Origin of the sequence: Mesorhizobium sp. M0833, from assembly GCF_040319905.1 — a bacterium.
In the GTDB taxonomy this organism is placed as follows: domain Bacteria; phylum Pseudomonadota; class Alphaproteobacteria; order Rhizobiales; family Rhizobiaceae; genus Mesorhizobium.
In genome coordinates, this window is record NZ_JAMYOQ010000057.1 from 1 (window position 1) to 19,067 (window position 19,067).

Here is a 19,067-nt window from a genome sequence, read left to right on the forward strand (position 1 = left end):
GAAACCCCAAACAAGGGGGCGGAGCTCACAAAGACGAGCGAAATCCCTGCGATCCCGCCCCATCCAAACATCCCCGGTTACTGCGCAACAGGCCCACAAGGGGAGAAGGGGAGGCGCAGCTTTTACGCCTCAATATATTCCGCATATTCCGCCAGACTGATACCTTTGGGCACATCCAGTCCATCGGCGCGCGAAGCCTTCGATGTGAAAGCGTATTGCGTCGCGAATTTCGGTTTTTCCACCTCGAGCACCGATCGCAATGCAGCCGGGTAGGTCCGGCAGCTAAGCGGAAAAATTGTTTCCGGCTTTTCGATGACTGCCACGTAACGCATTGCGCGACCTCTTCGGTTGGAAATGTCATTATGGCCAGCGGCCGATCATCTACACCGACGTAGTTGAACAGCAGCTCCTCCTGAGATCTTTCCTGCTCTAATGAGCACATCGTCACGGATATTGAGGACGGCTTCGAGCCAACGCTGAGCACGGGGCGCGGTTCGGTGGGCGAGAGCGTCTACTCCCTCATGCCAGCCTCTTCACCACCAAATCCTCGCTGCGGTCCACTGAGAGCACAGGCTGACCCATCCTCAGGTGTAGCTCGATAGCCGACACGCTTCCCCATAGGGTCCCCGACGTGGCTTGTGACCCACACGTCTCGATCACGCAAAACAGGAGCGCATCATGTCGCAGGCAGAAACAAAAACCCGCACGACTGGTCAGCAGGAAACAAACATGAGCTTGGACAACACTTCACACCCCTCGATCCAGCACTGCGCCGACAGCCTGAACGCCAAGCACAGCAACGGTAGACCGGAGCCCGAATTGGTTCCGTCGCGCTACGCGCTGCAGGTCGGCGACATCGACGTGCTGGTGGTCAGCGATGGAGTGCTGCCGATACCAGCGCCGGTTATGGCATACAACGTCGACCCGGCCCTCCGGGCGGCCTGGCTGGACGACATGTTCCTGCCGCCGGACGTGCTCGAGTGGCCGCTGAACGTGGTCGTCGTACGCAGCGGCGACCGGACCATACTCGTGGACGCCGGGCTGGGGATGGACCCGGACTTGCACTTGCCGAGGGCCGGGCGGTTGGTCTCGCGACTGGAGGCCGCCGGCATCGATCTCGCATCCGTCACCGACGTGGTGCTGACCCATATGCACATGGACCACATTGGCGGGCTCCTCATCGACGGGGTGAAGGACCGGCTGCGTCCGGATCTGCGGATTCACGTGGCGGCCGCCGAGCTCAAGTTCTGGGAGTCGCCCGATTTCTCCCGCGTCTCCATGCCAACGGGGTTCCCGGATGCGCTGCGGCGGGCGGCCAAGCGGTTCGTGAACGACTACCACAGCCAGTTGCGGCCGTTTGAGACGGAGCATGAGGTGGCGCCGGGGGTGGTCGTCACGCTCACCGGCGGCCACACCCCCGGGCACAGCGTGGTCCGCCTAGCGTCCGGCGGCGATCGGCTGACCTTCGCCGGCGACGCCGTGTTCCAGGTCGGGTTCGACCAACCCGACTGGCACAACGGCTTCGAACACGACCCCGAGGAGGCGGCCCGCGTCCGGATCAATCTTTTGCGGGAGCTGGCGGCGACCCGCGAGCCGCTGGTGGCCACTCACCTGCCGTTCCCGTCTATCTGCCATGTGGCGGTGGACGGCGATGTCTTTCGTTGCGTGCCGGCTGTCTGGGACTACTGACCCGCGTATTGGGTTAGGGCCGAGCACAGCGTTTGAACGACCGCACGAGCAACGTCGCGAGCTTTGGCCGTTAGAGGTGGGTTGCCGTCAACCCACCTCCAAGCGATGAACTTGCCTATCAGCTATCTCAGCTACACCCGCTGGTAGCCCCGCAAGTGTCGCACTTCTCGCAAGTCCCGTTCCGCACCATCGTGAAGTTATGGCATTCCGAGCATTCGTTGCCGGTGTAGCCCTGCATCAATGATTGCTGGCGCCGGTTGGCGGCGAGCGCTTTGGCTTCGGCTGCTTCTTTCGCGGCCTCGTCGGTGAACAGCTCCGTCGGGTCGGAGGCTTCCGCGTAGACGATGTCCTCGACCAGTTCCCTGGCGCGCTCCTCGTAGTCGCGCTTGTAGGCAATGGCCTCGTCACTGGCGGGCTTCAGCGTCAGCACGTTGGAGCCGGAGAAGGCGGTCGGGGCGGTACGGGCCGGAGTTCCGGAGCCCGCGCCGGCAAAGCCCTTGGGCTCGGCACCCATGCCCGACACCAGCTTGACCGGCGAGGCGCCGCGGGTCAGGCCCTTGGAGAAGGGCGTCGCCTTGCCTTCGTTGATGCCGCGCCCGAGTGCGGTCTTGTCGAAGTCCGACTGGTCGACATGGGCGAGGTCGTGGCGGCCGAGATAGGAGACGGCGAGTTCGCGGAACACATAGTCGAGGATCGACGTGGCGTTCTTGATGGCGTCGTTGCCCTGCACCATGCCGGCCGGCTCGAACTTGGTGAAGGTGAAGGCCTCGACAAATTCCTCGAGCGGCACGCCATATTGCAGGCCGAGCGAAATGGCGATGGCGAAGTTGTTCATCATCGCCCGGAAGGCGGCACCTTCCTTGTGCATGTCGATGAAGATCTCGCCGAGGCGGCCGTCATCGAATTCGCCGGTCCTGAGATAGACCTTGTGGCCGCCGACGACCGCCTTCTGGGTATAGCCCTTGCGGCGGTTCGGCAGTTTCTCGCGGTCGCGGTAGAGACGCTCGACGACGCGCTCGACGATCTTCTCGGTCACCTGCACGGCGCGCTGCGCGGCCGGTGCCGCGATCAGCTGCTCGAGCGCTTCGTCCTCGTCGTCTTCGACGTCGGCAAGCAACGAGGCGTTGAGCGGCTGCGACAGCTTCGAGCCGTCGCGATAGAGCGCGTTGGCCTTCAGCGCCAGCTTCCACGACAGCATGTAGGCGCCCTTGGCGTCTTCCACCGTCGCATCGTTCGGCATGTTGATGGTCTTGGAAATGGCGCCGGAAATGAAGGGCTGTGCCGCCGCCATCATCATGATGTGGCTGTTGATCGACAGCGAACGCTTGCCGATCTTGCCGCACGGGCTGGCGCAGTCGAACACAGGCAGGTGTTCGGCCTTCAGGAACGGCGCGCCTTCCAGCGTCATCGCTCCGCAGACATGGATGTTGGCGGCCTCGATGTCCTTCTTCGAGAAACCCAGCGCCGGCAGCATCTCGAACGAGAAATCATTGAGCTGCTCGTCGGTGAAGCCGAACGTCTCCTTCACCCAGTCGGCGCCCAGCGTCCACTGATTGAAGACGAACTTGATATCGAAGGCCGACTTCAATGCCGCATTGAGTGCGGCGATCTTTTCGTCGGTAAAGCCTTTTGCCTTGAGCGAGCCGGGATTGATGCCCGGCGCCTGGTTGAGATTGCCGTGGCCGACGGCATAGGCCTCGATCTCGGCGATCTGGGCCTCGGAATAGCCGAGGGTTCGCAGCGCTTCGGGCACGGCGCGGTTGATGATCTTGAAATAGCCGCCGCCGGCGAGCTTCTTGAATTTCACCAGCGCGAAGTCGGGCTCGATACCGGTGGTGTCGCAATCCATCACCAGGCCGATCGTGCCGGTCGGTGCGATCACCGTTGCTTGCGCGTTGCGGTAGCCATGCTCCTCGCCAAGCTCGATGGCGCGGTCCCAGGCGGCCTTGGCATGGTCGGCAAGCTCCTGCTGCCTGAGATCCGAGGCGACCAGCGGCACCGGGTTGACGGCAAGCTTCTCGTAGCCGTCCCTTTCGCCATAGGCCGCGCGGCGGTGGTTGCGCATGACACGCAGCATGTTCTGCGCATTGCGGTCGTAGTCGGGGAAGGCGCCGAGCTCGGCGGCCATTTCAGCCGAAGTGGCATAGGCGGTGCCGGTCATGATCGCGGTGAGGGCGGCGCAAATGGCGCGGCCCTCGTCGGAATCATAAGGAATGCCCGAGGTCATCAGCAGGCCGCCGATGTTGGCGTAGCCAAGGCCGAGCGTGCGGTACTCGTAGGAAAGCTTGGCGATCTCCTTCGACGGGAACTGCGCCATCATGACGGAGATTTCCAGCACCATGGTCCACAGCCGCACCGTGTGCTCGTAGGCAGCGATGTCGATGGTGCCGTCGGCGTTGCGATAAGGCAGTAGGTTGATCGACGCCAGATTGCAGGCGGTGTCGTCGAGGAACATGTATTCCGAGCACGGGTTGGACGCCCGGATCGCACCGGCCGAGGCGCAGGTGTGCCAGTCGTTCATCGTCGTGTTGAAATGCAGGCCGGGATCGGCCGACGCCCAGGCGGCATAGCCGATCTTTTCCCAGAGATCGCGCGCCTTCAGCGTCTTCAGCACCTTGCCGTCCTTGCGGGCGGTGAGATGCCAGTCGCCGTCCTGCTCGACGGCGCGCAGGAAATCGTCCTTCAGCGACACCGAATTGTTGGAATTCTGGCCCGAAACGGTGAGATAGGCGTCCGAATCCCAGTCGGTGTCGTAGGTCTTGAACGACATCGAGGTGTAGCCCTGCTTGGCGAACTGGATGACGCGGTAGATGTAGTTCTCCGGCACCGCGTCCTTCTTGGCCGCCTTGATCTCGCGCTTCAGCGCGGTGTTGACCGCCGGGTCGAAGCAATCGTCGCCATTGCCTTCGCAGTTGATGCAGGCCCTCATGATCGCTTCGAGGTGCTTCTTGACGATCTTCGAGCCGGTGACCAGCGAGGCGACCTTCTGCTCCTCATTGACCTTCCAGTCGATGAATTCCTCGATATCGGGGTGGTCGGCGTCGACGATGACCATTTTCGCGGCGCGGCGCGTCGTGCCGCCCGACTTGATGGCACCCGCCGCGCGGTCGCCGATCTTGAGGAAGCTCATCAGCCCCGACGAGCGGCCGCCGCCCGACAGCTTTTCGCCTTCGCCGCGCAGGAACGAGAAGTTCGAGCCGGTGCCGGAGCCATATTTGAACAGGCGCGCCTCACGCACCCACAAATCCATGATGCCGCCCTCGTTGACGAGGTCGTCCTGCACGCCCTGAATGAAGCAGGCATGCGGCTGCGGATGCTCGTAGGAAGACTTCGACTTGGTCAGCTTGCCGGTGAACGGGTCGACATAGAAATGGCCCTGGCTCGGACCGTCGATGCCATAGGCCCAGTGCAGGCCGGTGTTGAACCATTGCGGCGAATTCGGCGCGACGCGCTGGGTGGCCAGCATATAGGCGAGCTCGTCGCGAAAGGCGCGCGCGTCTTCCTCCGACTTGAAGTAGCCGCCCTTCCAGCCCCAATAGGTCCAGGTGCCGGCAAGCCGGTCGAAGACCTGGCGGGCGTCGGTCTCGGAACCGTAGCGCTCGGCTTCCGGCAGCTTGGCCAGTTCAGCCTCGTCGGCGACGGAGCGCCACAGGAAGGAGGGGACCTGCGTCTCTTCGACCTTCTTCAGCCGTGCGGGCACGCCGGCTTTGCGGAAATATTTCTGCGCCAGGATATCGGCGGCAACCTGGGAGAACTGCGCCGGCACGTCGATGTTGTCCAAGCGGAACACCACCGACCCATCCGGATTCTTGATCTCGGAAAGCGCCTTGCGGAATTCGATCTCCGCGTAAGCTGATTGTCCTGGCTTGGTGAAACGACGCTCGATGCGCATTGGTCCGGTCCCTTTTGTCTACATATAGCGCTTTTCCCAGAGGATTTCTGCCCTCTTGACGAAACGCGCATGCCCGCCGTCTGCCGGCGTTCGAAACCGCCGGCTCTCATCGTCACAGTCTCCGCCGCCCTGCCGGTCGGACCTCTTGCGAGGCCGCTGTCCAACATGCTCACGGACCCTGTGGGTCCCTCAAAACTGAAAACTTTTTGTAACGCCCTCGGTCGAGGGAAATTCACATTATCTAGCGTCGAACCTACCTGCAAACACTAAATATAGTATTAACAGACAATTTATTCAAGTCCGACAATCCTCCCCTTTCGCCCCCAAGGCTTCAAAATCCCACGCCTCCGCCGGCCTCGTAAACAGGCGGGAATGCGGATCAAAACGCACATATTCCGGGAAAAAGACCGGCCTCGAAACTTTTCCGGTCGCACTCTCAACAGGAGCGCATGGCCTATAAAAGGCGACTCGTTTTGCGCCGTCAAGGATTCGTTTGCGTAGCTTTTATGACCCCAACATCTTGTGTGTCACATATGTGGATAACGGGGATAGAAGCGGAGCGCAGCGAGGAAGGTTCGGCGCTGCGCGGAGGTGCTTCGGCGATGGCGTTCGCGGCACCTGACCGCGGCTATGCGCCGCCCGGGCTCAGGAGAACCGGCGTGGATCGGCGCAGAAATGGGCGATGATCTGGCGAAGGTCCGGTTCATGCACCATGCCCACAGCCTCGGCGGCGCTGACCCACTTGCGGGTGCGTGCCCGCTTTTCCTTCCACCGGTCGGCGACCTTGTCGACCTGCAGCGGGAACACCAGAACCTCGCACGGCACTTCCTCGCCAGTATCCAGCACCTTGGCGTAGAAATAGCGGCCGGCCTCTTGATGCGAGATCGTGCCGCGCAGCCCGGCCTCCTCGCCGGCTTCGCGCGCCGCCGCTTCGCAAAGCGGCTCCTTCGCTTCCGGCCAGCCCTTGGGAAGCACCCAACGGCCGGTATCGCGGCTGGTGATCAGCATGATTTCGACGCCGTCCCCGCTATCGCGCCAAGGCAACGCTGCAACCTGCAGGCGGGACGGCACCGCGCCGAAGAGTCGCTGGACCCTTTCGGCCAGATGGTTGTGCGTCGTTGGCCTCGTCAACATCGGAGAAGCTTGCCCCAGCTCCCAGAATCATTTGCCGTCTCATGAATCTTACGGCTAATTATAAGCAATAAAAGTAAAAAATGTTTCATGGACCAGCGAAATTCTGCCGATTTGCGCCGGTCCCGTCCAAATGGCGCGGCCGCGCGAGCATCACGCCGGCATTTCTCGGCTGCGGATGATGCCTTGGGCGGGCTGGGTGCAATGAGCGGCGGTGCGTCGAATCAGCCGGCGTGGTCGTCGGCGATCGGCTTCTGGTAGGTGAAGCCCATGTCCCAGGGGAAATAGATCCAGGTGTCCTGGCTGACCTCGGTAACGAAAGTGTCGACCATCGGCCTGCCTTTTGGCTTGGCATAGACGGTGGCGAAATGCGCCTTGGGCATCATCGCGCGCACGATGCCGGCCGTCTTGCCGGTGTCGGTGAGGTCGTCGATGATCAGCACGCCGGCCCCGTCATCGGCGAGCAGCGCCGGCGTGACCTCCTTCAGCACCTGCAACTGCCCCTGGCTGGTGTAGTCGTGGTAGGAGGCGACGCAGACCGTCTCGATGATGCGGATGCCAAGCTCGCGCGAAATAATGGCGGCCGGAACCAGGCCGCCGCGCGTGATGCAGACGATCGCCTTCCATTGCCCCTTGTTGGCGCCGGCAAGCCGCCAGGCGAGCGCGCGCGCATCGCGGTGGAACTGGTCCCAGGAGACCGGGAAGGCTTTTTCGGGCAGGGACATCTTCGCGCACTCCGCAAAGCGCGCATCGCGCGCAGACACTATGGAATGCGCGCGGAATTAACTGGAAAGGCTTGGCTTTGGCAAGGGGAGTGGAAAGCTATCCCTGTGAAGCTACCGCGACAGGAAAGCCGCCACCGGTGCGGTGCGCAGCACCGTCCGCGTGACCCCGCCGAACAGCAGCTGGCGCAGCCAGGAATGGCTGTAGGCGCCGAGCACGAGCAGGTCCGCACCCGTTTCGGCGACCCTGGTCTGGATGATGTCGTCGACCGAGGCGCCGCCGGACCTCAGCACCGAGACGCTGACGGTCGCGCCGTGCCTGGACAGCGAGGCGGCGATCTCTGCGCCGGCCGTTTCCGGCGCCTCGTCGAGCGTATCCGGCGGGTCGATGACGACGATGTCCGTCTTCTCAGCCTCGATGATGAAGGGCAGGGCATCGAAGGCCGCACGCGCGGCTTCCTTGCTGCCGTTCCAGGCGAGCAGCACATGCTTGAAGCTGGTCACCAGCGGACCCGAATGCGGCACCACCAGCACCGGCCGGCCGGCATCGTAGACCAGCGTGTCGACGTCGGCGCTCGGGTCGCTGCCCGATTCGCGCTGCGCGGCGATGATCAGGTCCGCGGTGCGAACGGTCGAGATGCCGGTCAGCGCGCTGTCGCCGGAAAAACTCTCGAGGCTGCGCCATTCGAACGACAGGCCGGAATTCTCGACGCGATTGTGAAAGGCGGCCTGCAACTTCTCGGCGCGCTCCCGGTTCATGTCGGCCGAAACCTGCAGGAACTCGGTGTCCGGAAAGCCGGTGGCCGAGGTGTAGGGCACGGGCAGCGCCTCGGCATGAATGCCGATCAGATGGCTCTGGAACCGGCTGGCCAGCGGGATCGCGCAGTCGAGCACGCGCTCGGCGTCCTGTTCGTTCTGTAGTATGGCGACGATGGTCTTGAATCGCATGGCAGTCCCTCACTCCTTACGGCGATCCCATCGTGACAAACGTCACTGCGCGATGCTTGGTTCCGTCACGCCGATCAGCCCGCCTTGTTTGCCTTGATCAAACCCGCCACCATAGCCTCTACGTCGGCGCGTGCGGAGTCCAGCGCCTGCTGGCTGCGAGCGCGCACCACCAGTTCCGTCCAAAATTTGCCGTCGCCATATTTCGGATAGGAGCCGATGATCGTGTCCGGATGCGCCTTCTGGATGTCGCCCAGCGGCCCGCCGATCAGGCCTTCGCCGAACGGACATTCCACGGTGGCCGACAGCATTTTGGTGCCGGCCCGCAACGTCGGCACGACATTGTCGAGCATCGCCTGGAAAATCGCCGGCACGCCGGCCATGACATGGACGTTGCCGATGCGAAAGCCCGGCGCAACCGACACTGGGTTGTCGATGTGGTCTGCCCCGCGCGGCATCCGCGCCATGCGCTTGCGCGCTTCGGTGTATTCGATGCCGCGGGCGGCATAGCTTGCCTCCAGCAGGGCGTAGGCCCTGGCGTCGTATTCGCATGGCACACCAAAGGCCTTGGCAACCGAATCGGCGGTGATGTCGTCATGCGTCGGGCCGATGCCGCCGGTCGTGAAGACATAGGTGTAGCGGGTGCGCAGCGCATTCACCGCAGCAACGATCTCGTCTTCCTCGTCCGCAACGATGCGCACTTCCTTCAGATCGATGCCGATCGCCGTCATGATATCGGCGAGGTGGCCGATGTTCTTGTCCTTGGTGCGGCCGGACAGAATCTCGTCGCCGATGACGAGCATGGCGGCGGTGACGATTTCGGTCATGGCAGGCTCCGGCAAACGGGTCGCCTGAGATAGCGCGGCGGACGGCCGGCGGCAATGCCGCCAAACGACGGATCCACCTGTGCCACCTCCCTTGCAGTGGACCCTTCGGCGGGTGATGCTGCGTGCCGGTTTGGCGCCTTGCGCAAGACATGCCGGTACCGATTCTTCTATGGCTGCCCGGCGCGCTGGTTCTGCTGGCGCTCGTCGTGGCAGCCTATCCTCTGCTGGCGACACGACGGATCGCGGCGAAAGCCGAAAGGCTGGTGCCGGCCTGCGGCAAATTCATCGAGATCGACGGCAACCGCATTCATTATGTCGAGACGGGCGAGGGGCGGCCGATCGTCTTCCTGCACGGCCTCGGCGCGCAGCTTCATCATTTCCGCCACACGCTGTTCGGAATTTTCGGCCCGAACTATCGGCTGATTGCGCTCGACCGTCCGGGTTCCGGTTATTCGGTGCGGGCCAGGGGCGCCAGCGGGCGGCTGCCCGAGCAGGCCGAGATCGTGCGGCGCTTTATCGAGGCGCTTGGGCTGGAGAAGCCTCTGGTCGTCGGCCATTCGCTGGGCGGCGCCATCGCACTGACGCTGGCTGTCGAGCATCCCGAGGCGATTTCCGGCATCGCCTTGCTGGCGCCGCTGACCCATAGGGAGCCGGACGCGCGCGAGAAGTTCGGCCCGCTATACATCAACTCGCCGCTGCGGCGCCGGATCATGGCTCATACGGTGGCGATCCCGGCGGCTCTCAAATATGCAGAACGCACGCTGGCCTTCATCTTCGCGCCACAGACGGCGCCGGCCGACTATATGGTCGAGGGCGGCGGCTGGTGCGGGCTCAGGCCAAGCCATTTCTACGCGACATCGACCGATGTCGTGGCCATCGCGCATGACCTTGGCCGCATCGAGAAACGCTATGGTGAGATCACCATGCCGGCCGGCATTCTGTTCGGTGCTTCCGACCGCGTGCTGGGCATCGATATCCACGGCTGGCCGGTGATGGAAAAGATCAGCGGGCTCGATTTCGAACCGGTCGAGGGGCTTGGCCACATGCCGCAATTCGTCGAGCCGGAACGGGTCGTCGCTTTCATCGAACGCATTGCCGAGCGCGCATTTGCGCCGAAGTCCGACACCAGCGGCTGACACCCTCCCGGACGCGGTCTCGGCCGGCAGGGTGCCGCCCCGCGCATCCCGGCCGCCGGGAATACCTCCGAACCTAATCAGGATATCGGCTATTCCTTCACGGCTCCGGTCATCGAGGAAACATAGTGCTCGACAAAGAACGAATAGAGCACCACCACCGGCAGCGAGCCGATCAGCGCTCCCGCCATCAGCGCCCCCCATTCATAGACGTCCGAGCGCACCAGCTCTGTGAGCACGCCGACCGGCACAGTCTTGTTTTCGGACGACTGAATGAAGGTCAAGGCGTAGATGAACTCGTTCCATGACAGCGTGAATGCGAAGATGCCGGCGGAAATCAGGCCCGGCACCGACAGCGGCAGCACGATCTTGGTGAGGATCTGCCAGCGGCTCGCCCCGTCGATCAGCGCGCATTCCTCCAGCTCGAACGGGATCGAGCGGAAATAACCCATCAACAGCCATGTGCAGAACGGGATCAGGAAGGTCGGATAGGTGAGGATGAGAGCGAAGGGCGTGTCGTAAAGCCCAAGGTTGAACACCATCACCGACAGCGGAATGAACAGGATCGAAGGCGGCACGAGATAGGCGAGGAACACCGCGAGGCCGACCTGCCGCGCCCCGGAGAACCTCAAGCGTTCGATCGCATAGGCAGCGAACACCGCAGCCAGCAGCGACAGGAACGTGGCGGCGGTCGAGATGATGATCGTGTTGAGCAGCCAGCCCGGATAGGACGTCTCGAAGAGCAGGTAGCGGATATGCTCGAGCGTCGGATGCACCACCCAGAACGGATTGAAATTGGCGTAGTCGGTCATCTCGAGATTGGGCTTAACCGCCGTGATCGTCATCCAGTAGAACGGAAACAACAGCACGATGACGAATATCAGCAACGGCAGATAGACGGTCACCACGCGGCGCGGCACGCTCTGCAGGTAGCCCATGCCGCCTTCGTCGAGTTCCGGGCGTTTGCTCGTTTCGATCGCGGTCATGTCAATCTCCGCCGCCCTGCTGCCATTTGCGCCGTTGCAGGCCAAAGTAGCTGAACAGGATCGCCGCCAGCAGGAACGGGATCATGGCGACTGCGATCGCGGCGCCTTCGCCAAGCTGGCCTCCGGAAATGCCGCGCTGGAACGACAGCGTCGCCATCAGGTGGGTGGCATTCACCGGCCCGCCGCGCGTCAGCACATAGATCAGCTGGAAATCGGTGAAGGTGAACAGCACCGAAAACGTCATGGTGATGGCGATGATCGGCGTCAGCAGCGGCAGCGTCACATAGCGGAACAATTGCCAGCGGCTGGCGCCATCGAGCGTGGCGGCCTCGTAGAGCGACTGCGGAATCGTCTGCAGGCCGGCAAGCAGCGTGATCGCGACGAAAGGAATGCCGCGCCAGACATTGGCGGCGATGACCGAAGCCCGCGCATTCTCGGGATCGCCGAGGAAATTGATGCGATGGTCGATCAGGCCCATTTCCATAAGCGCCCAGGACAGGATCGAGAACTGCGAATCGTAGATCCACCAAAAGGCGATCGCCGACAGCACCGTCGGCACCACCCAGGGAAGCAGGACGATCGCGCGGAAGAACGATTTGAACGGCAGGTTCTGGTTGAGGATAAGCGCCAGCCAGAGGCCGAGCACGAACTTCAGGATCGAGGCGCTGATCGTATAAAGCAAGGTGTTGAAAACGGAGAGCCAGAAGACGGCGTCGTCCCACAGATATTCGTAATTCTCGATGCCAATGAAGATGCCGGGGCGGCCGATGCGAGCATCGGTGAAGCCGAGCCAGACGCCGAGCCCGAGCGGATAGGTCAGGAAGACCAGCAGCAGTGCCGCCGCCGGCAGCATGAAGCCGAAGCCAAGCGCGTTTCGGCTATCGGCCAAGGTCGCCAGGATGCGAGACAAGATCGAGGGCCGCGGCTGAACGGCGGCGGAGGTCACGGCCATGGGTCGGCTCCTCTAAGGTTTCGTAAACGGCCGGGCGGCCATGCGCGATTCGAAGCCGGGCAGCATGGCTGCCCGGCCGAGCCGGCTCAAACGCGATAGTAGCGGTTGGCGCGCTTTTCGGCCTCTTCCATCGCCTCTTGCGGCGTCGCCTGGCCGGTCACCGCCTTGGCGAACATGTCGACCAGCACATAGTCGGCCATGGTCGCCGCCGAGGCATAACCGAGCGGGCCGGCATAGCCGTTGGGCCGCAGCGTCGCCGAGGCCTTGGCGTAAGCGGCATTGTTCGGATCGGCCGTCCAAACCGGGTTGTTGTCGAAGGCTTTGAGCGTCTGGCAGCAATAGCCTGCCGACGACGTGATCCACTGCGACATTTGCGGATCCTCGAACATGAACTGCAGGTAGGCCTTGGCCGCGTTGGGGTAGGGCGTGTAATCGAAGATCACGGCCGTGGTCACCTGGAACAGCTCGACGGATTTTCCGACCGGGCCGATCGGCAGGTTAGTGGTGCGGATGTCCTTGGCTATTTCAGCCAGCTTCGGATCCTTGTCCTTGTTGATCTTGGCGGTGTTGTAGGCCGAAATGCCATTGGCGATGACGCTCAATTCGCCGGCCAGGAAGGCGCGGTTGTTGTTGACGTCGAGCCAGCTTTCGGTACCGGGAATGAAGGTCTTGTAGAGTTGCTGCGCGTATTCGATCGCCTTCAGCGTCTCGGGGCTGTTGATCGTCACCTTGCTGTTCTCGTCGACCATCTGGCCGCCATGGCTCCACAGCAGCCAGTGGGCGTAGTTGTTGCCGTCGCCGACGCCGTGGCCGTGCGTGAAGCCGGCCGGGTGCCCCTTCGCCTGCAATGCCTTGCAAAGCTCGAGCAGGCCTGCCGTGTCCTTTGGAAATTCTGAGAAGCCGGCTTCCTTCACCCAGCTTTCGCGATAGACGATGGCATTGCCGATGGTCGCCAGCGGCAGACCGAGGAACTTGCCTTGCCGTGTCGCATATTGGTGCGGTCCATCGTGCCAGCCGCCATATTTCGACCCGAGATATTCGCCTAGTTCCGTCACATCGTGCAGCTTGTCGGGATATTGGTGCGGGTCGTCGAACCAGACGAACATCAGGTCCGGGCCGGAGCCGACATTGGCGGCGACCGCCGCCTTGGGGCGAATGTCCTCCCAGCTTTCCTTGTCGACGCGGACCTCGACGCCGGTCGCTTCGGTGAAGCGCTTGGTGTTGGCCAGCCATTGATCCTCGTCGCCCTGCACGAAAGGCGACCAGCGCAGCAGCCTGAGCTTGGCGCCGTCCTCGGGCTTGTATTTCAACCCCTCTTGAGCAAAGGCGGGAGAGCCGATGAACCGGCTTCCCAAGGCTCCCGCCGCCGCGCCGGCGGTGGTGCGGATCACGTCGCGTCTGGTGAATTTCATGTTCGCTTCCTCCTGCTTATTGTCCTTGCCGTCCTACTGCCCGATGGGTGTTTCGAACCGCTGTCCGGTTTTGCCGTGAAAGAGATGGATGAGGCCAGGCTCGGCCGTAAGCCGGATGGTTTCGCCCGGCGTGAAGGAATGCCGTTCCCGGAAATTGGCGACGATCTCCTCGCCGCCGGCGGTTCGGCCGATGAGCTGCACTTCGGACCCTGTCGGCTCGACCACCGCGACGGTGACCGGAATGCCCTGATGGTCGGACAGCCGTAAATGCTCGGGCCGTATCCCCAGCACGACCGGCTCACCATTGCCGATGGAAAGTGCTGAGGCCAACGGGACCGAAATCCCTCCGGCGCCGCGAAACGACGGCGAGCCGTCGCTTACGATCTCGCCCCTGAGCATGTTCATGGCGGGCGACCCGATGAAGCTGGCGACAAAGAGGTTGTTCGGCCGATCATAGAGCTCGAGTGGCGGCCCGATCTGCTCGACGATGCCGTCATGCATGACGACGATCTTGTCGGCCATGGTCATCGCCTCGATCTGGTCGTGGGTGACGTAAACCGTCGTCGTCTTCAGGCGCTGGTGCAGTTCCTTGATCTCGGCGCGCATCTGCACCCGGAGCTTGGCATCGAGATTGGACAGCGGCTCGTCGAACAGGAAAACCTGCGGGTCGCGCACGATCGCCCGGCCCATGGCCACGCGTTGGCGCTGGCCGCCGGAAAGCTGGCGGGGATAACGGTCGAGCAGCGGCACCAGTCCCAGAATCTCGGCCGCACGCCGCACGCCGGCATCACTCTCCGTCTTGGGAACGCCCTTGAGCATCAGCGAGAACGCCATGTTCTCGGCAACCGTCATATGCGGGTAGAGCGCATAGTTCTGGAAGACCATGGCGACGTCGCGCTCCTTTGGCGCAACGTTGTTGACGACACGTTTGCCGATCGCGATCTGGCCGCGCGAGATCTTCTCCAGGCCGGCGATCATTCTGAGAAGGGTCGACTTTCCGCAACCCGAAGGACCGACCAGCGTGACGAACTCGCCGTCGTTTATATCGACGCTGACCCCGTGCAGGACCTCGACGGTCCCAAATGATTTGTAGACATCGCCGATTGCGACAGACGCCATCGATCTCCTCCCGATTGATTCCTGCAACGACTTCGAAGGAAACCGCTTTCGTGCCTAGCCCGCGACGTCGCCCAGGCTCCTCCCCGGTCACGCGCGATGTGAGACGGTAGCGCTACCAAACCGACCTGTAAAGCACGCCGGCATCACTGGGATAATCGACACGCCCTAATCCGAAACCTCGGTCTGCGGCCGGTCGCGGCCGTCGGCGAGCTCGTCGTGCCAGTTGCCGTCGGCGTCCTCATACTGGATGCCGTCGGTGTTGCCGGCGACCTGCTGTTCGGCCGAAGCGATCTCGGCGGCGCGCAAGGCATCCTGATGGGTGGGGAACGTTTCGGAGAATGTCGAGCCGACCTTGTAGGCCCAGCCTCCGTCATGCTCGACGATCTTGTAGGTCAGTTTCGCCATGAAACCCTCCGGTTGAAAGCCCGTTGCCTCAATGCAGCCTGTCGTCGGCCAGCCTGTCGTCTGGCAGCCTGTCGTCTGCGACCAGCACGTCCGATTCCCTGGCGGCTTCGATCAGTGCCCGGCGCGCATCCGCCGTCGAACGATAACCTTCCAGCACTTTTAGGCAAGTGTCGAGGGCATCACGATGACGGGGCCCGCGATTGAGTGGCCAGACCGTCATCAGGCACTCCGCCGCCTCCTGGGCGCTGCGGATGTGGCGATACTTGCCGACATGGCCGAGTTCGACCACGACCGGCTTTTCAAATGGCTTGCTGTCCATCATCGCCGCCAACGCGGAGCGGCCAATTTGGTTGCAACTGCTATTTTAGCTCAGGCGAAAATAACTCAATAGCCGCAGTCATTGCGCAGCCAGCGCGCATTCGCCCAGCCGGTGCGGCCGCCGAAATCGACCTGGTACCAGCAACGGAAATCCCCCGTGAACGACATGTCTCTGCTCCCCCAACCCGCCGCGCCCAGCCGCGGCCCCGCCGCTCTATATCGGCAGAGGATCAATGCGAAGCTGTGCTGGCCCGTCCAGCGAGACGAACCCGCCGTCAGTTCGCCGCCTTCATCCAGTGCTGCATCGTCGTCACCGAGCGGGCAAGCTGCGGCGCCGGGTGGATTTTCTCGCCGAAGGTGGCCGCGGCGCGCCAGCCCCAGCGCGGATCGGCAAGAAAGGCGCGCGCCAGCGCCACCATGTCGGCGCGGCCGTCGGCGACGATCGCCTCGGCCTGTTTCGGATCGTCGATCAGGCCGACGGCCCGCGTCGGGATGTCGACGGCCTTGCGCACCGCTTCGGCCAGATGCACCTGGTAGCCGGGCCCCGAGGGCAGCTTCTGCAACGGCGAATTGCCGCCACTCGAGCAGCAGAGATAGGCGACGCCGGCTTCCTTCAGCGCTTTTGCCACTTCGATCGCATCCTCGACGTCGAAGCCGCCATCGACCCATTCCTTGATCGACAGACGCGCGCCCAGCATCAGCCCGGGCACCGCCTTCTTTACCGCCTTGGCGATCTCGACGGCGAAACGCATGCGGTTTTCCAGCGAGCCGCCCCAGCGGTCGGTGCGCCGGTTGGAAAGCGGCGACAGGAACTGGAAGATCAGGTAGCCGTGCGCGGCATGCAGCTCGATGAAGTCGAAGCCGGCGCGCTCCGCCCGCCGCGCCGCGTCGGCAAAGCGTTCGATGATTTGCAGGATCTCGTCGTCCTCCAGCGCCCGCGGCACCTGCCAGCCGGTGTCGTAGGCGATGGCTGATGCCGATACGATCGGCCACGGGTCCTGATCGGCGTGCAGCGGGCCGCCGCCCTCCCAGGGTTTCCGGTTGGAGGCCTTGCGTCCGGCATGCGCGAGCTGCGTGCCGAATTTCGTGCCCGGTGCGGCGACACGCTTGGCTGCATCCAGCGTGCGTCGCGCCGCCGCCTCATTGTCCTCGGAATAGAGGCCGAGACAGCCATGCGAGATGCGGCCGCGCCGTTCGACATCGGTCATCTCGACGGTGACCATGCCGGCGCCCGACATCGCCAGGTTCATCCAGTGATAGAGATGCCAATCGCTGGCCGAGCCGTCCTCGGCCGAATACTGGCACATCGGCGCGACCGCGATGCGGTTGGGGAAGGTGAGGCCGTCGAGGGTGATCGGCTGGAAAAGCGATGAGGTCATAAAAAACTCCGGAAAGGGTTGCCGCTATTTAGGCAGCCGGCTGTGCCAGCGCCAGACACGAGACGGTGAAACGGCCCCTGGACCAATTGGTGGACCGATTGCACGAACGGCCGTTCGCGGCTACGCCTTGCCGCGGCAGCAGGGAGTCCACCATGGAAGATCGCATTCGCATCCGCTCTGAGGAAGTCCTTTCCGACGAATGGGCGGTTTTGAAAAAGACCGTCTTCGATTATCGCCGGCGCGACGGCAAATGGGAAACGCACACCCGCCAGACCTACGATCGCGGCGACGGTGCGGTGATCCTGCCTTTCGATCCCGAGCGGTCGACCGTGCTCCTGGTACGGCAGTTCCGGTACCCCGCCTACGTCACCGGCCACAAGGAGCCGCTGATCGAGGCCTGCGCCGGCCTGCTCGACCAAGACGATCCCGAAACCTGCATTCGCAAGGAGGCTGAGGAGGAACTCGGCTACTGCCTGAAGGACGTGCAACGGTTGTTTTCGCCCTATATGAGCCCCGGCAGCGTGACCGAGCGGCTCTGGTTCTTCGTCGCCCGCTATTCGCCCGCCGACCGCATTTCCGACGGCGGCGGCGCCCACGACGAAGGCGAGGACATTGAGGTTCTCGAAATGCCGCTCGACGAGGCTCTGGCCGGCATCCACGATGGTCGGATCATCGACGCCAAGACGATTATTTTAATCCAGCATTTGAAGCTGAACCCGATCGGGAGGTGAACGGCTTTAATTCCTTGCCGCAACGGGCTGAGATGCAGCTGAGGGGAACAGATCCATGATTATCAAAAACTTGCCGAAGTGGTTGGGCGCGATTTCGACGGCTGTCTTTCTCTTGGCATCGATTGCCCCCTCACACGCTGAATCCTACTCCAACCTGCAGGGCAAAGGATACAAGACCGGCAAGCTGTCGCGAGGTGCGTCAGGCTCACTGGGCTGGTTCGTTTCCAACGGCGAGAAAAAATACTTCTGCAGAATGCGAGCAGCGCAAGCTTATGTCGGTAGTACAGGGATGGTCGCTTTTACCGCCGCCGGACGGCAAATCTCGTTGGACAGGAACGTCTACGAAAAATACGCTGGATTTGATGCATCCATTCCGCAACTGTCAGACCTGAAGTCTGGCAAGCTCAATAAGCGAGCGGTCGGCAATTGCAGTCCCGCGAAATGACCCGCTCTCGATCTGTCCTTTCAAGTCCAAATCTGGTGCGGACGACGGGAATCGAACCCGTACGATCAGAGATCGAGGGATTTTAAGTCCCTTGCGTCTACCAATTCCGCCACGTCCGCAGGCCAGCCCTTTTCAGCCGCCAGCCAAAGGCCGTCAAGCCGTCTTCTGCCGTAGAGAAATCTGGCACTGGAAGCTAGCGAGGGCCAATCACCCACGGAGATACAAACAAAATCGTTTCACCTGGAGATGTTTTTTAGCGACAGCTTCCGAGGCTACCGCGAATGCGTGTCCCCCGTTCGCAGGATGCGTTCGGGCGCTCTGGCCTGATAGACTCCAATCGGCAAGTGGATCGGCGCGCCGATACTCGACGCAGTCGTCTACAGACACTGGGAGATTGTCATGCTCAAGCTTGCCTCTGCCCTGGCACTGCTGCTTGTTGGGACGGCGCCTCTGTCTGCTGACGAGATGCCGATGAACGCCAAAGACATCAAATGGGGTCCTGCTCCTGCTGTCATTCCGGCTGGGGCGGAAATGGCTGTTGTCGCTGGAGATCCCTCAAAGGACGGCGCCTTTGTGCTGCGGTTGAAGGCACCCGCCGGCTACAAAATTGCCGCACATAATCATCCCACCACGGAATACATGACGGTGCTTTCCGGCAACTTCCATTTTGGAATGGGCGATAAGCTCGACGAGGCGAGAGGCGTCGAACTGACTGCTGGCGGCTTCGGCGTCGCACCGGCCGGAATGAATCACTTCGCCTGGACGACAAGCGATACGATCGTAGAGGTTCATGGCGAGGGGCCATTCAAGATCACCTACGTCAACCCGGCAGACGACCCGAGCAAGAAGTGACAGTTCGGGATCGAATTGATTGAACCGACCGAAGGCTAGAGCGGCGGACTTTCATGTGAGTCCATAGCCTGCGGCAGTGAAGTAGTTTCTGCATTCTGTTGGAGAGAAGAGATTGCAGATATCGCCAAT

Annotated in this window: 18 protein-coding genes and 1 tRNA gene; 5 read left to right on the top strand and 14 right to left on the bottom strand. The window is 62.5% G+C overall.

The window, feature by feature from the left end; genetic code table 11:
• Window positions 1–122 precede the first annotated feature (122 nt).
• Entirely contained in the window at window positions 123–323 is a 201-nt protein-coding gene (locus tag NKH98_RS31835) for a type II toxin-antitoxin system HicB family antitoxin (RefSeq protein WP_352808032.1), read from the bottom strand.
• 355 nt (window positions 324–678) lie between these two features.
• Here NKH98_RS31835 and NKH98_RS31840 point away from each other — a divergent pair, with 355 nt between their 5' ends.
• Window positions 679–1,689 (top strand): MBL fold metallo-hydrolase, encoded by a 1,011-nt coding sequence (locus tag NKH98_RS31840; protein WP_352904183.1) that lies wholly within the window; start codon window positions 679–681, stop codon window positions 1,687–1,689.
• A gap of 127 nt (window positions 1,690–1,816) precedes the next feature.
• Here NKH98_RS31840 and NKH98_RS31845 read toward each other — a convergent pair whose 3' ends face one another.
• From NKH98_RS31845 to NKH98_RS31865, 5 genes are all read right to left on the bottom strand, one after another.
• Entirely contained in the window at window positions 1,817–5,581 is a 3,765-nt protein-coding gene (locus tag NKH98_RS31845; RefSeq protein ID WP_352904184.1) for a vitamin B12-dependent ribonucleotide reductase, read from the bottom strand.
• A 645-nt stretch (window positions 5,582–6,226) separates the two neighbouring features.
• Entirely contained in the window at window positions 6,227–6,715 is a 489-nt protein-coding gene (locus tag NKH98_RS31850) for an NUDIX hydrolase (protein WP_352904185.1), read from the bottom strand.
• 221 nt (window positions 6,716–6,936) lie between these two features.
• On the bottom strand, window positions 6,937–7,437 hold the full coding sequence (gpt, locus tag NKH98_RS31855) for a xanthine phosphoribosyltransferase (RefSeq protein WP_023674762.1): 501 nt from the start codon (window positions 7,435–7,437) through the stop codon (window positions 6,937–6,939).
• Between the two features lie 111 nt (window positions 7,438–7,548).
• Complete coding sequence (locus tag NKH98_RS31860; RefSeq protein ID WP_352477397.1) at window positions 7,549–8,382, bottom strand: universal stress protein; 834 nt, start codon at window positions 8,380–8,382, stop codon at window positions 7,549–7,551.
• Window positions 8,383–8,456: 74 nt separating this feature from the next.
• On the bottom strand, window positions 8,457–9,206 hold the full coding sequence (locus tag NKH98_RS31865; RefSeq protein WP_352477398.1) for a competence/damage-inducible protein A: 750 nt from the start codon (window positions 9,204–9,206) through the stop codon (window positions 8,457–8,459).
• A gap of 149 nt (window positions 9,207–9,355) precedes the next feature.
• Here NKH98_RS31865 and NKH98_RS31870 point away from each other — a divergent pair, with 149 nt between their 5' ends.
• On the top strand, window positions 9,356–10,342 hold the full coding sequence (locus NKH98_RS31870; protein ID WP_352904186.1) for an alpha/beta fold hydrolase: 987 nt from the start codon (window positions 9,356–9,358) through the stop codon (window positions 10,340–10,342).
• A gap of 89 nt (window positions 10,343–10,431) precedes the next feature.
• On the opposite strand, the gene NKH98_RS31875 is transcribed toward NKH98_RS31870, so the two are convergent.
• The 7 genes from NKH98_RS31875 to NKH98_RS31905 form a co-directional block, all read right to left on the bottom strand.
• Window positions 10,432–11,325: a carbohydrate ABC transporter permease gene (locus NKH98_RS31875; RefSeq protein ID WP_023717433.1), complete on the bottom strand. Its 894-nt coding sequence runs from the start codon at window positions 11,323–11,325 to the stop codon at window positions 10,432–10,434.
• Between the two features lies 1 nt (window position 11,326).
• Window positions 11,327–12,277 (bottom strand): carbohydrate ABC transporter permease, encoded by a 951-nt coding sequence (locus NKH98_RS31880; RefSeq protein WP_254817687.1) that lies wholly within the window; start codon window positions 12,275–12,277, stop codon window positions 11,327–11,329.
• 86 nt (window positions 12,278–12,363) lie between these two features.
• Complete coding sequence (locus tag NKH98_RS31885; protein WP_254817688.1) at window positions 12,364–13,689, bottom strand: ABC transporter substrate-binding protein; 1,326 nt, start codon at window positions 13,687–13,689, stop codon at window positions 12,364–12,366.
• Window positions 13,690–13,722: 33 nt separating this feature from the next.
• A complete protein-coding gene (locus tag NKH98_RS31890) occupies window positions 13,723–14,808 on the bottom strand; it encodes an ABC transporter ATP-binding protein (RefSeq protein ID WP_352477401.1) in 1,086 nt (361 codons plus the stop codon).
• A 165-nt stretch (window positions 14,809–14,973) separates the two neighbouring features.
• Complete coding sequence (locus tag NKH98_RS31895) at window positions 14,974–15,213, bottom strand: DUF2188 domain-containing protein (protein WP_254817690.1); 240 nt, start codon at window positions 15,211–15,213, stop codon at window positions 14,974–14,976.
• Window positions 15,214–15,241: 28 nt separating this feature from the next.
• The gene (locus NKH98_RS31900) at window positions 15,242–15,535 is read right to left on the bottom strand and encodes a DUF982 domain-containing protein (protein ID WP_352467305.1); all 294 of its coding nucleotides are present in this window, start codon (window positions 15,533–15,535) and stop codon (window positions 15,242–15,244) included.
• A gap of 271 nt (window positions 15,536–15,806) precedes the next feature.
• Complete coding sequence (locus NKH98_RS31905) at window positions 15,807–16,910, bottom strand: NADH:flavin oxidoreductase/NADH oxidase (RefSeq protein ID WP_352904187.1); 1,104 nt, start codon at window positions 16,908–16,910, stop codon at window positions 15,807–15,809.
• A gap of 152 nt (window positions 16,911–17,062) precedes the next feature.
• On the opposite strand from NKH98_RS31905, the gene NKH98_RS31910 reads away from it, so the two are divergent.
• Window positions 17,063–17,641 (top strand): NUDIX domain-containing protein, encoded by a 579-nt coding sequence (locus NKH98_RS31910; RefSeq protein ID WP_352904188.1) that lies wholly within the window; start codon window positions 17,063–17,065, stop codon window positions 17,639–17,641.
• Window positions 17,642–17,696: 55 nt separating this feature from the next.
• A complete protein-coding gene (locus NKH98_RS31915) occupies window positions 17,697–18,086 on the top strand; it encodes a hypothetical protein (protein WP_352477405.1) in 390 nt (129 codons plus the stop codon).
• A 33-nt stretch (window positions 18,087–18,119) separates the two neighbouring features.
• Here the strand turns inward: NKH98_RS31915 and NKH98_RS31920 are convergent.
• Window positions 18,120–18,205, bottom strand: a tRNA-Leu gene (locus NKH98_RS31920).
• 280 nt (window positions 18,206–18,485) lie between these two features.
• Here NKH98_RS31920 and NKH98_RS31925 point away from each other — a divergent pair.
• Window positions 18,486–18,938: a cupin domain-containing protein gene (locus NKH98_RS31925; protein WP_352904189.1), complete on the top strand. Its 453-nt coding sequence runs from the start codon at window positions 18,486–18,488 to the stop codon at window positions 18,936–18,938.
• Window positions 18,939–19,067: the final 129 nt, after the last annotated feature.

Excerpts from the sequence above, each read along its gene's own strand:
- NKH98_RS31925 (WP_352904189.1), top strand. The coding sequence starts at position 18,486 with ATGCTCAAGCTTGCCTCTGCCCTGGCACTGCTGCTTGTTGGGACGGCG.
- NKH98_RS31870 (WP_352904186.1), top strand. The coding sequence starts at position 9,356 with ATGCCGGTACCGATTCTTCTATGGCTGCCCGGCGCGCTGGTTCTGCTG.
- NKH98_RS31890 (WP_352477401.1), bottom strand. The coding sequence starts at position 14,808 with ATGGCGTCTGTCGCAATCGGCGATGTCTACAAATCATTTGGGACCGTC.
- NKH98_RS31845 (WP_352904184.1), bottom strand. The coding sequence starts at position 5,581 with ATGCGCATCGAGCGTCGTTTCACCAAGCCAGGACAATCAGCTTACGCG.
- gpt (WP_023674762.1), bottom strand. The coding sequence starts at position 7,437 with ATGTCCCTGCCCGAAAAAGCCTTCCCGGTCTCCTGGGACCAGTTCCAC.
- NKH98_RS31895 (WP_254817690.1), bottom strand. The coding sequence starts at position 15,213 with ATGGCGAAACTGACCTACAAGATCGTCGAGCATGACGGAGGCTGGGCC.
- NKH98_RS31880 (WP_254817687.1), bottom strand. The coding sequence starts at position 12,277 with ATGGCCGTGACCTCCGCCGCCGTTCAGCCGCGGCCCTCGATCTTGTCT.
- NKH98_RS31915 (WP_352477405.1), top strand. The coding sequence starts at position 17,697 with ATGATTATCAAAAACTTGCCGAAGTGGTTGGGCGCGATTTCGACGGCT.
- NKH98_RS31840 (WP_352904183.1), top strand. The coding sequence starts at position 679 with ATGTCGCAGGCAGAAACAAAAACCCGCACGACTGGTCAGCAGGAAACA.
- NKH98_RS31910 (WP_352904188.1), top strand. The coding sequence starts at position 17,063 with ATGGAAGATCGCATTCGCATCCGCTCTGAGGAAGTCCTTTCCGACGAA.
- NKH98_RS31865 (WP_352477398.1), bottom strand. The coding sequence starts at position 9,206 with ATGACCGAAATCGTCACCGCCGCCATGCTCGTCATCGGCGACGAGATT.
- NKH98_RS31860 (WP_352477397.1), bottom strand. The coding sequence starts at position 8,382 with ATGCGATTCAAGACCATCGTCGCCATACTACAGAACGAACAGGACGCC.
- NKH98_RS31900 (WP_352467305.1), bottom strand. The coding sequence starts at position 15,535 with ATGATGGACAGCAAGCCATTTGAAAAGCCGGTCGTGGTCGAACTCGGC.
- NKH98_RS31850 (WP_352904185.1), bottom strand. The coding sequence starts at position 6,715 with ATGTTGACGAGGCCAACGACGCACAACCATCTGGCCGAAAGGGTCCAG.
- NKH98_RS31875 (WP_023717433.1), bottom strand. The coding sequence starts at position 11,325 with ATGACCGCGATCGAAACGAGCAAACGCCCGGAACTCGACGAAGGCGGC.
- NKH98_RS31885 (WP_254817688.1), bottom strand. The coding sequence starts at position 13,689 with ATGAAATTCACCAGACGCGACGTGATCCGCACCACCGCCGGCGCGGCG.
- NKH98_RS31905 (WP_352904187.1), bottom strand. The coding sequence starts at position 16,910 with ATGACCTCATCGCTTTTCCAGCCGATCACCCTCGACGGCCTCACCTTC.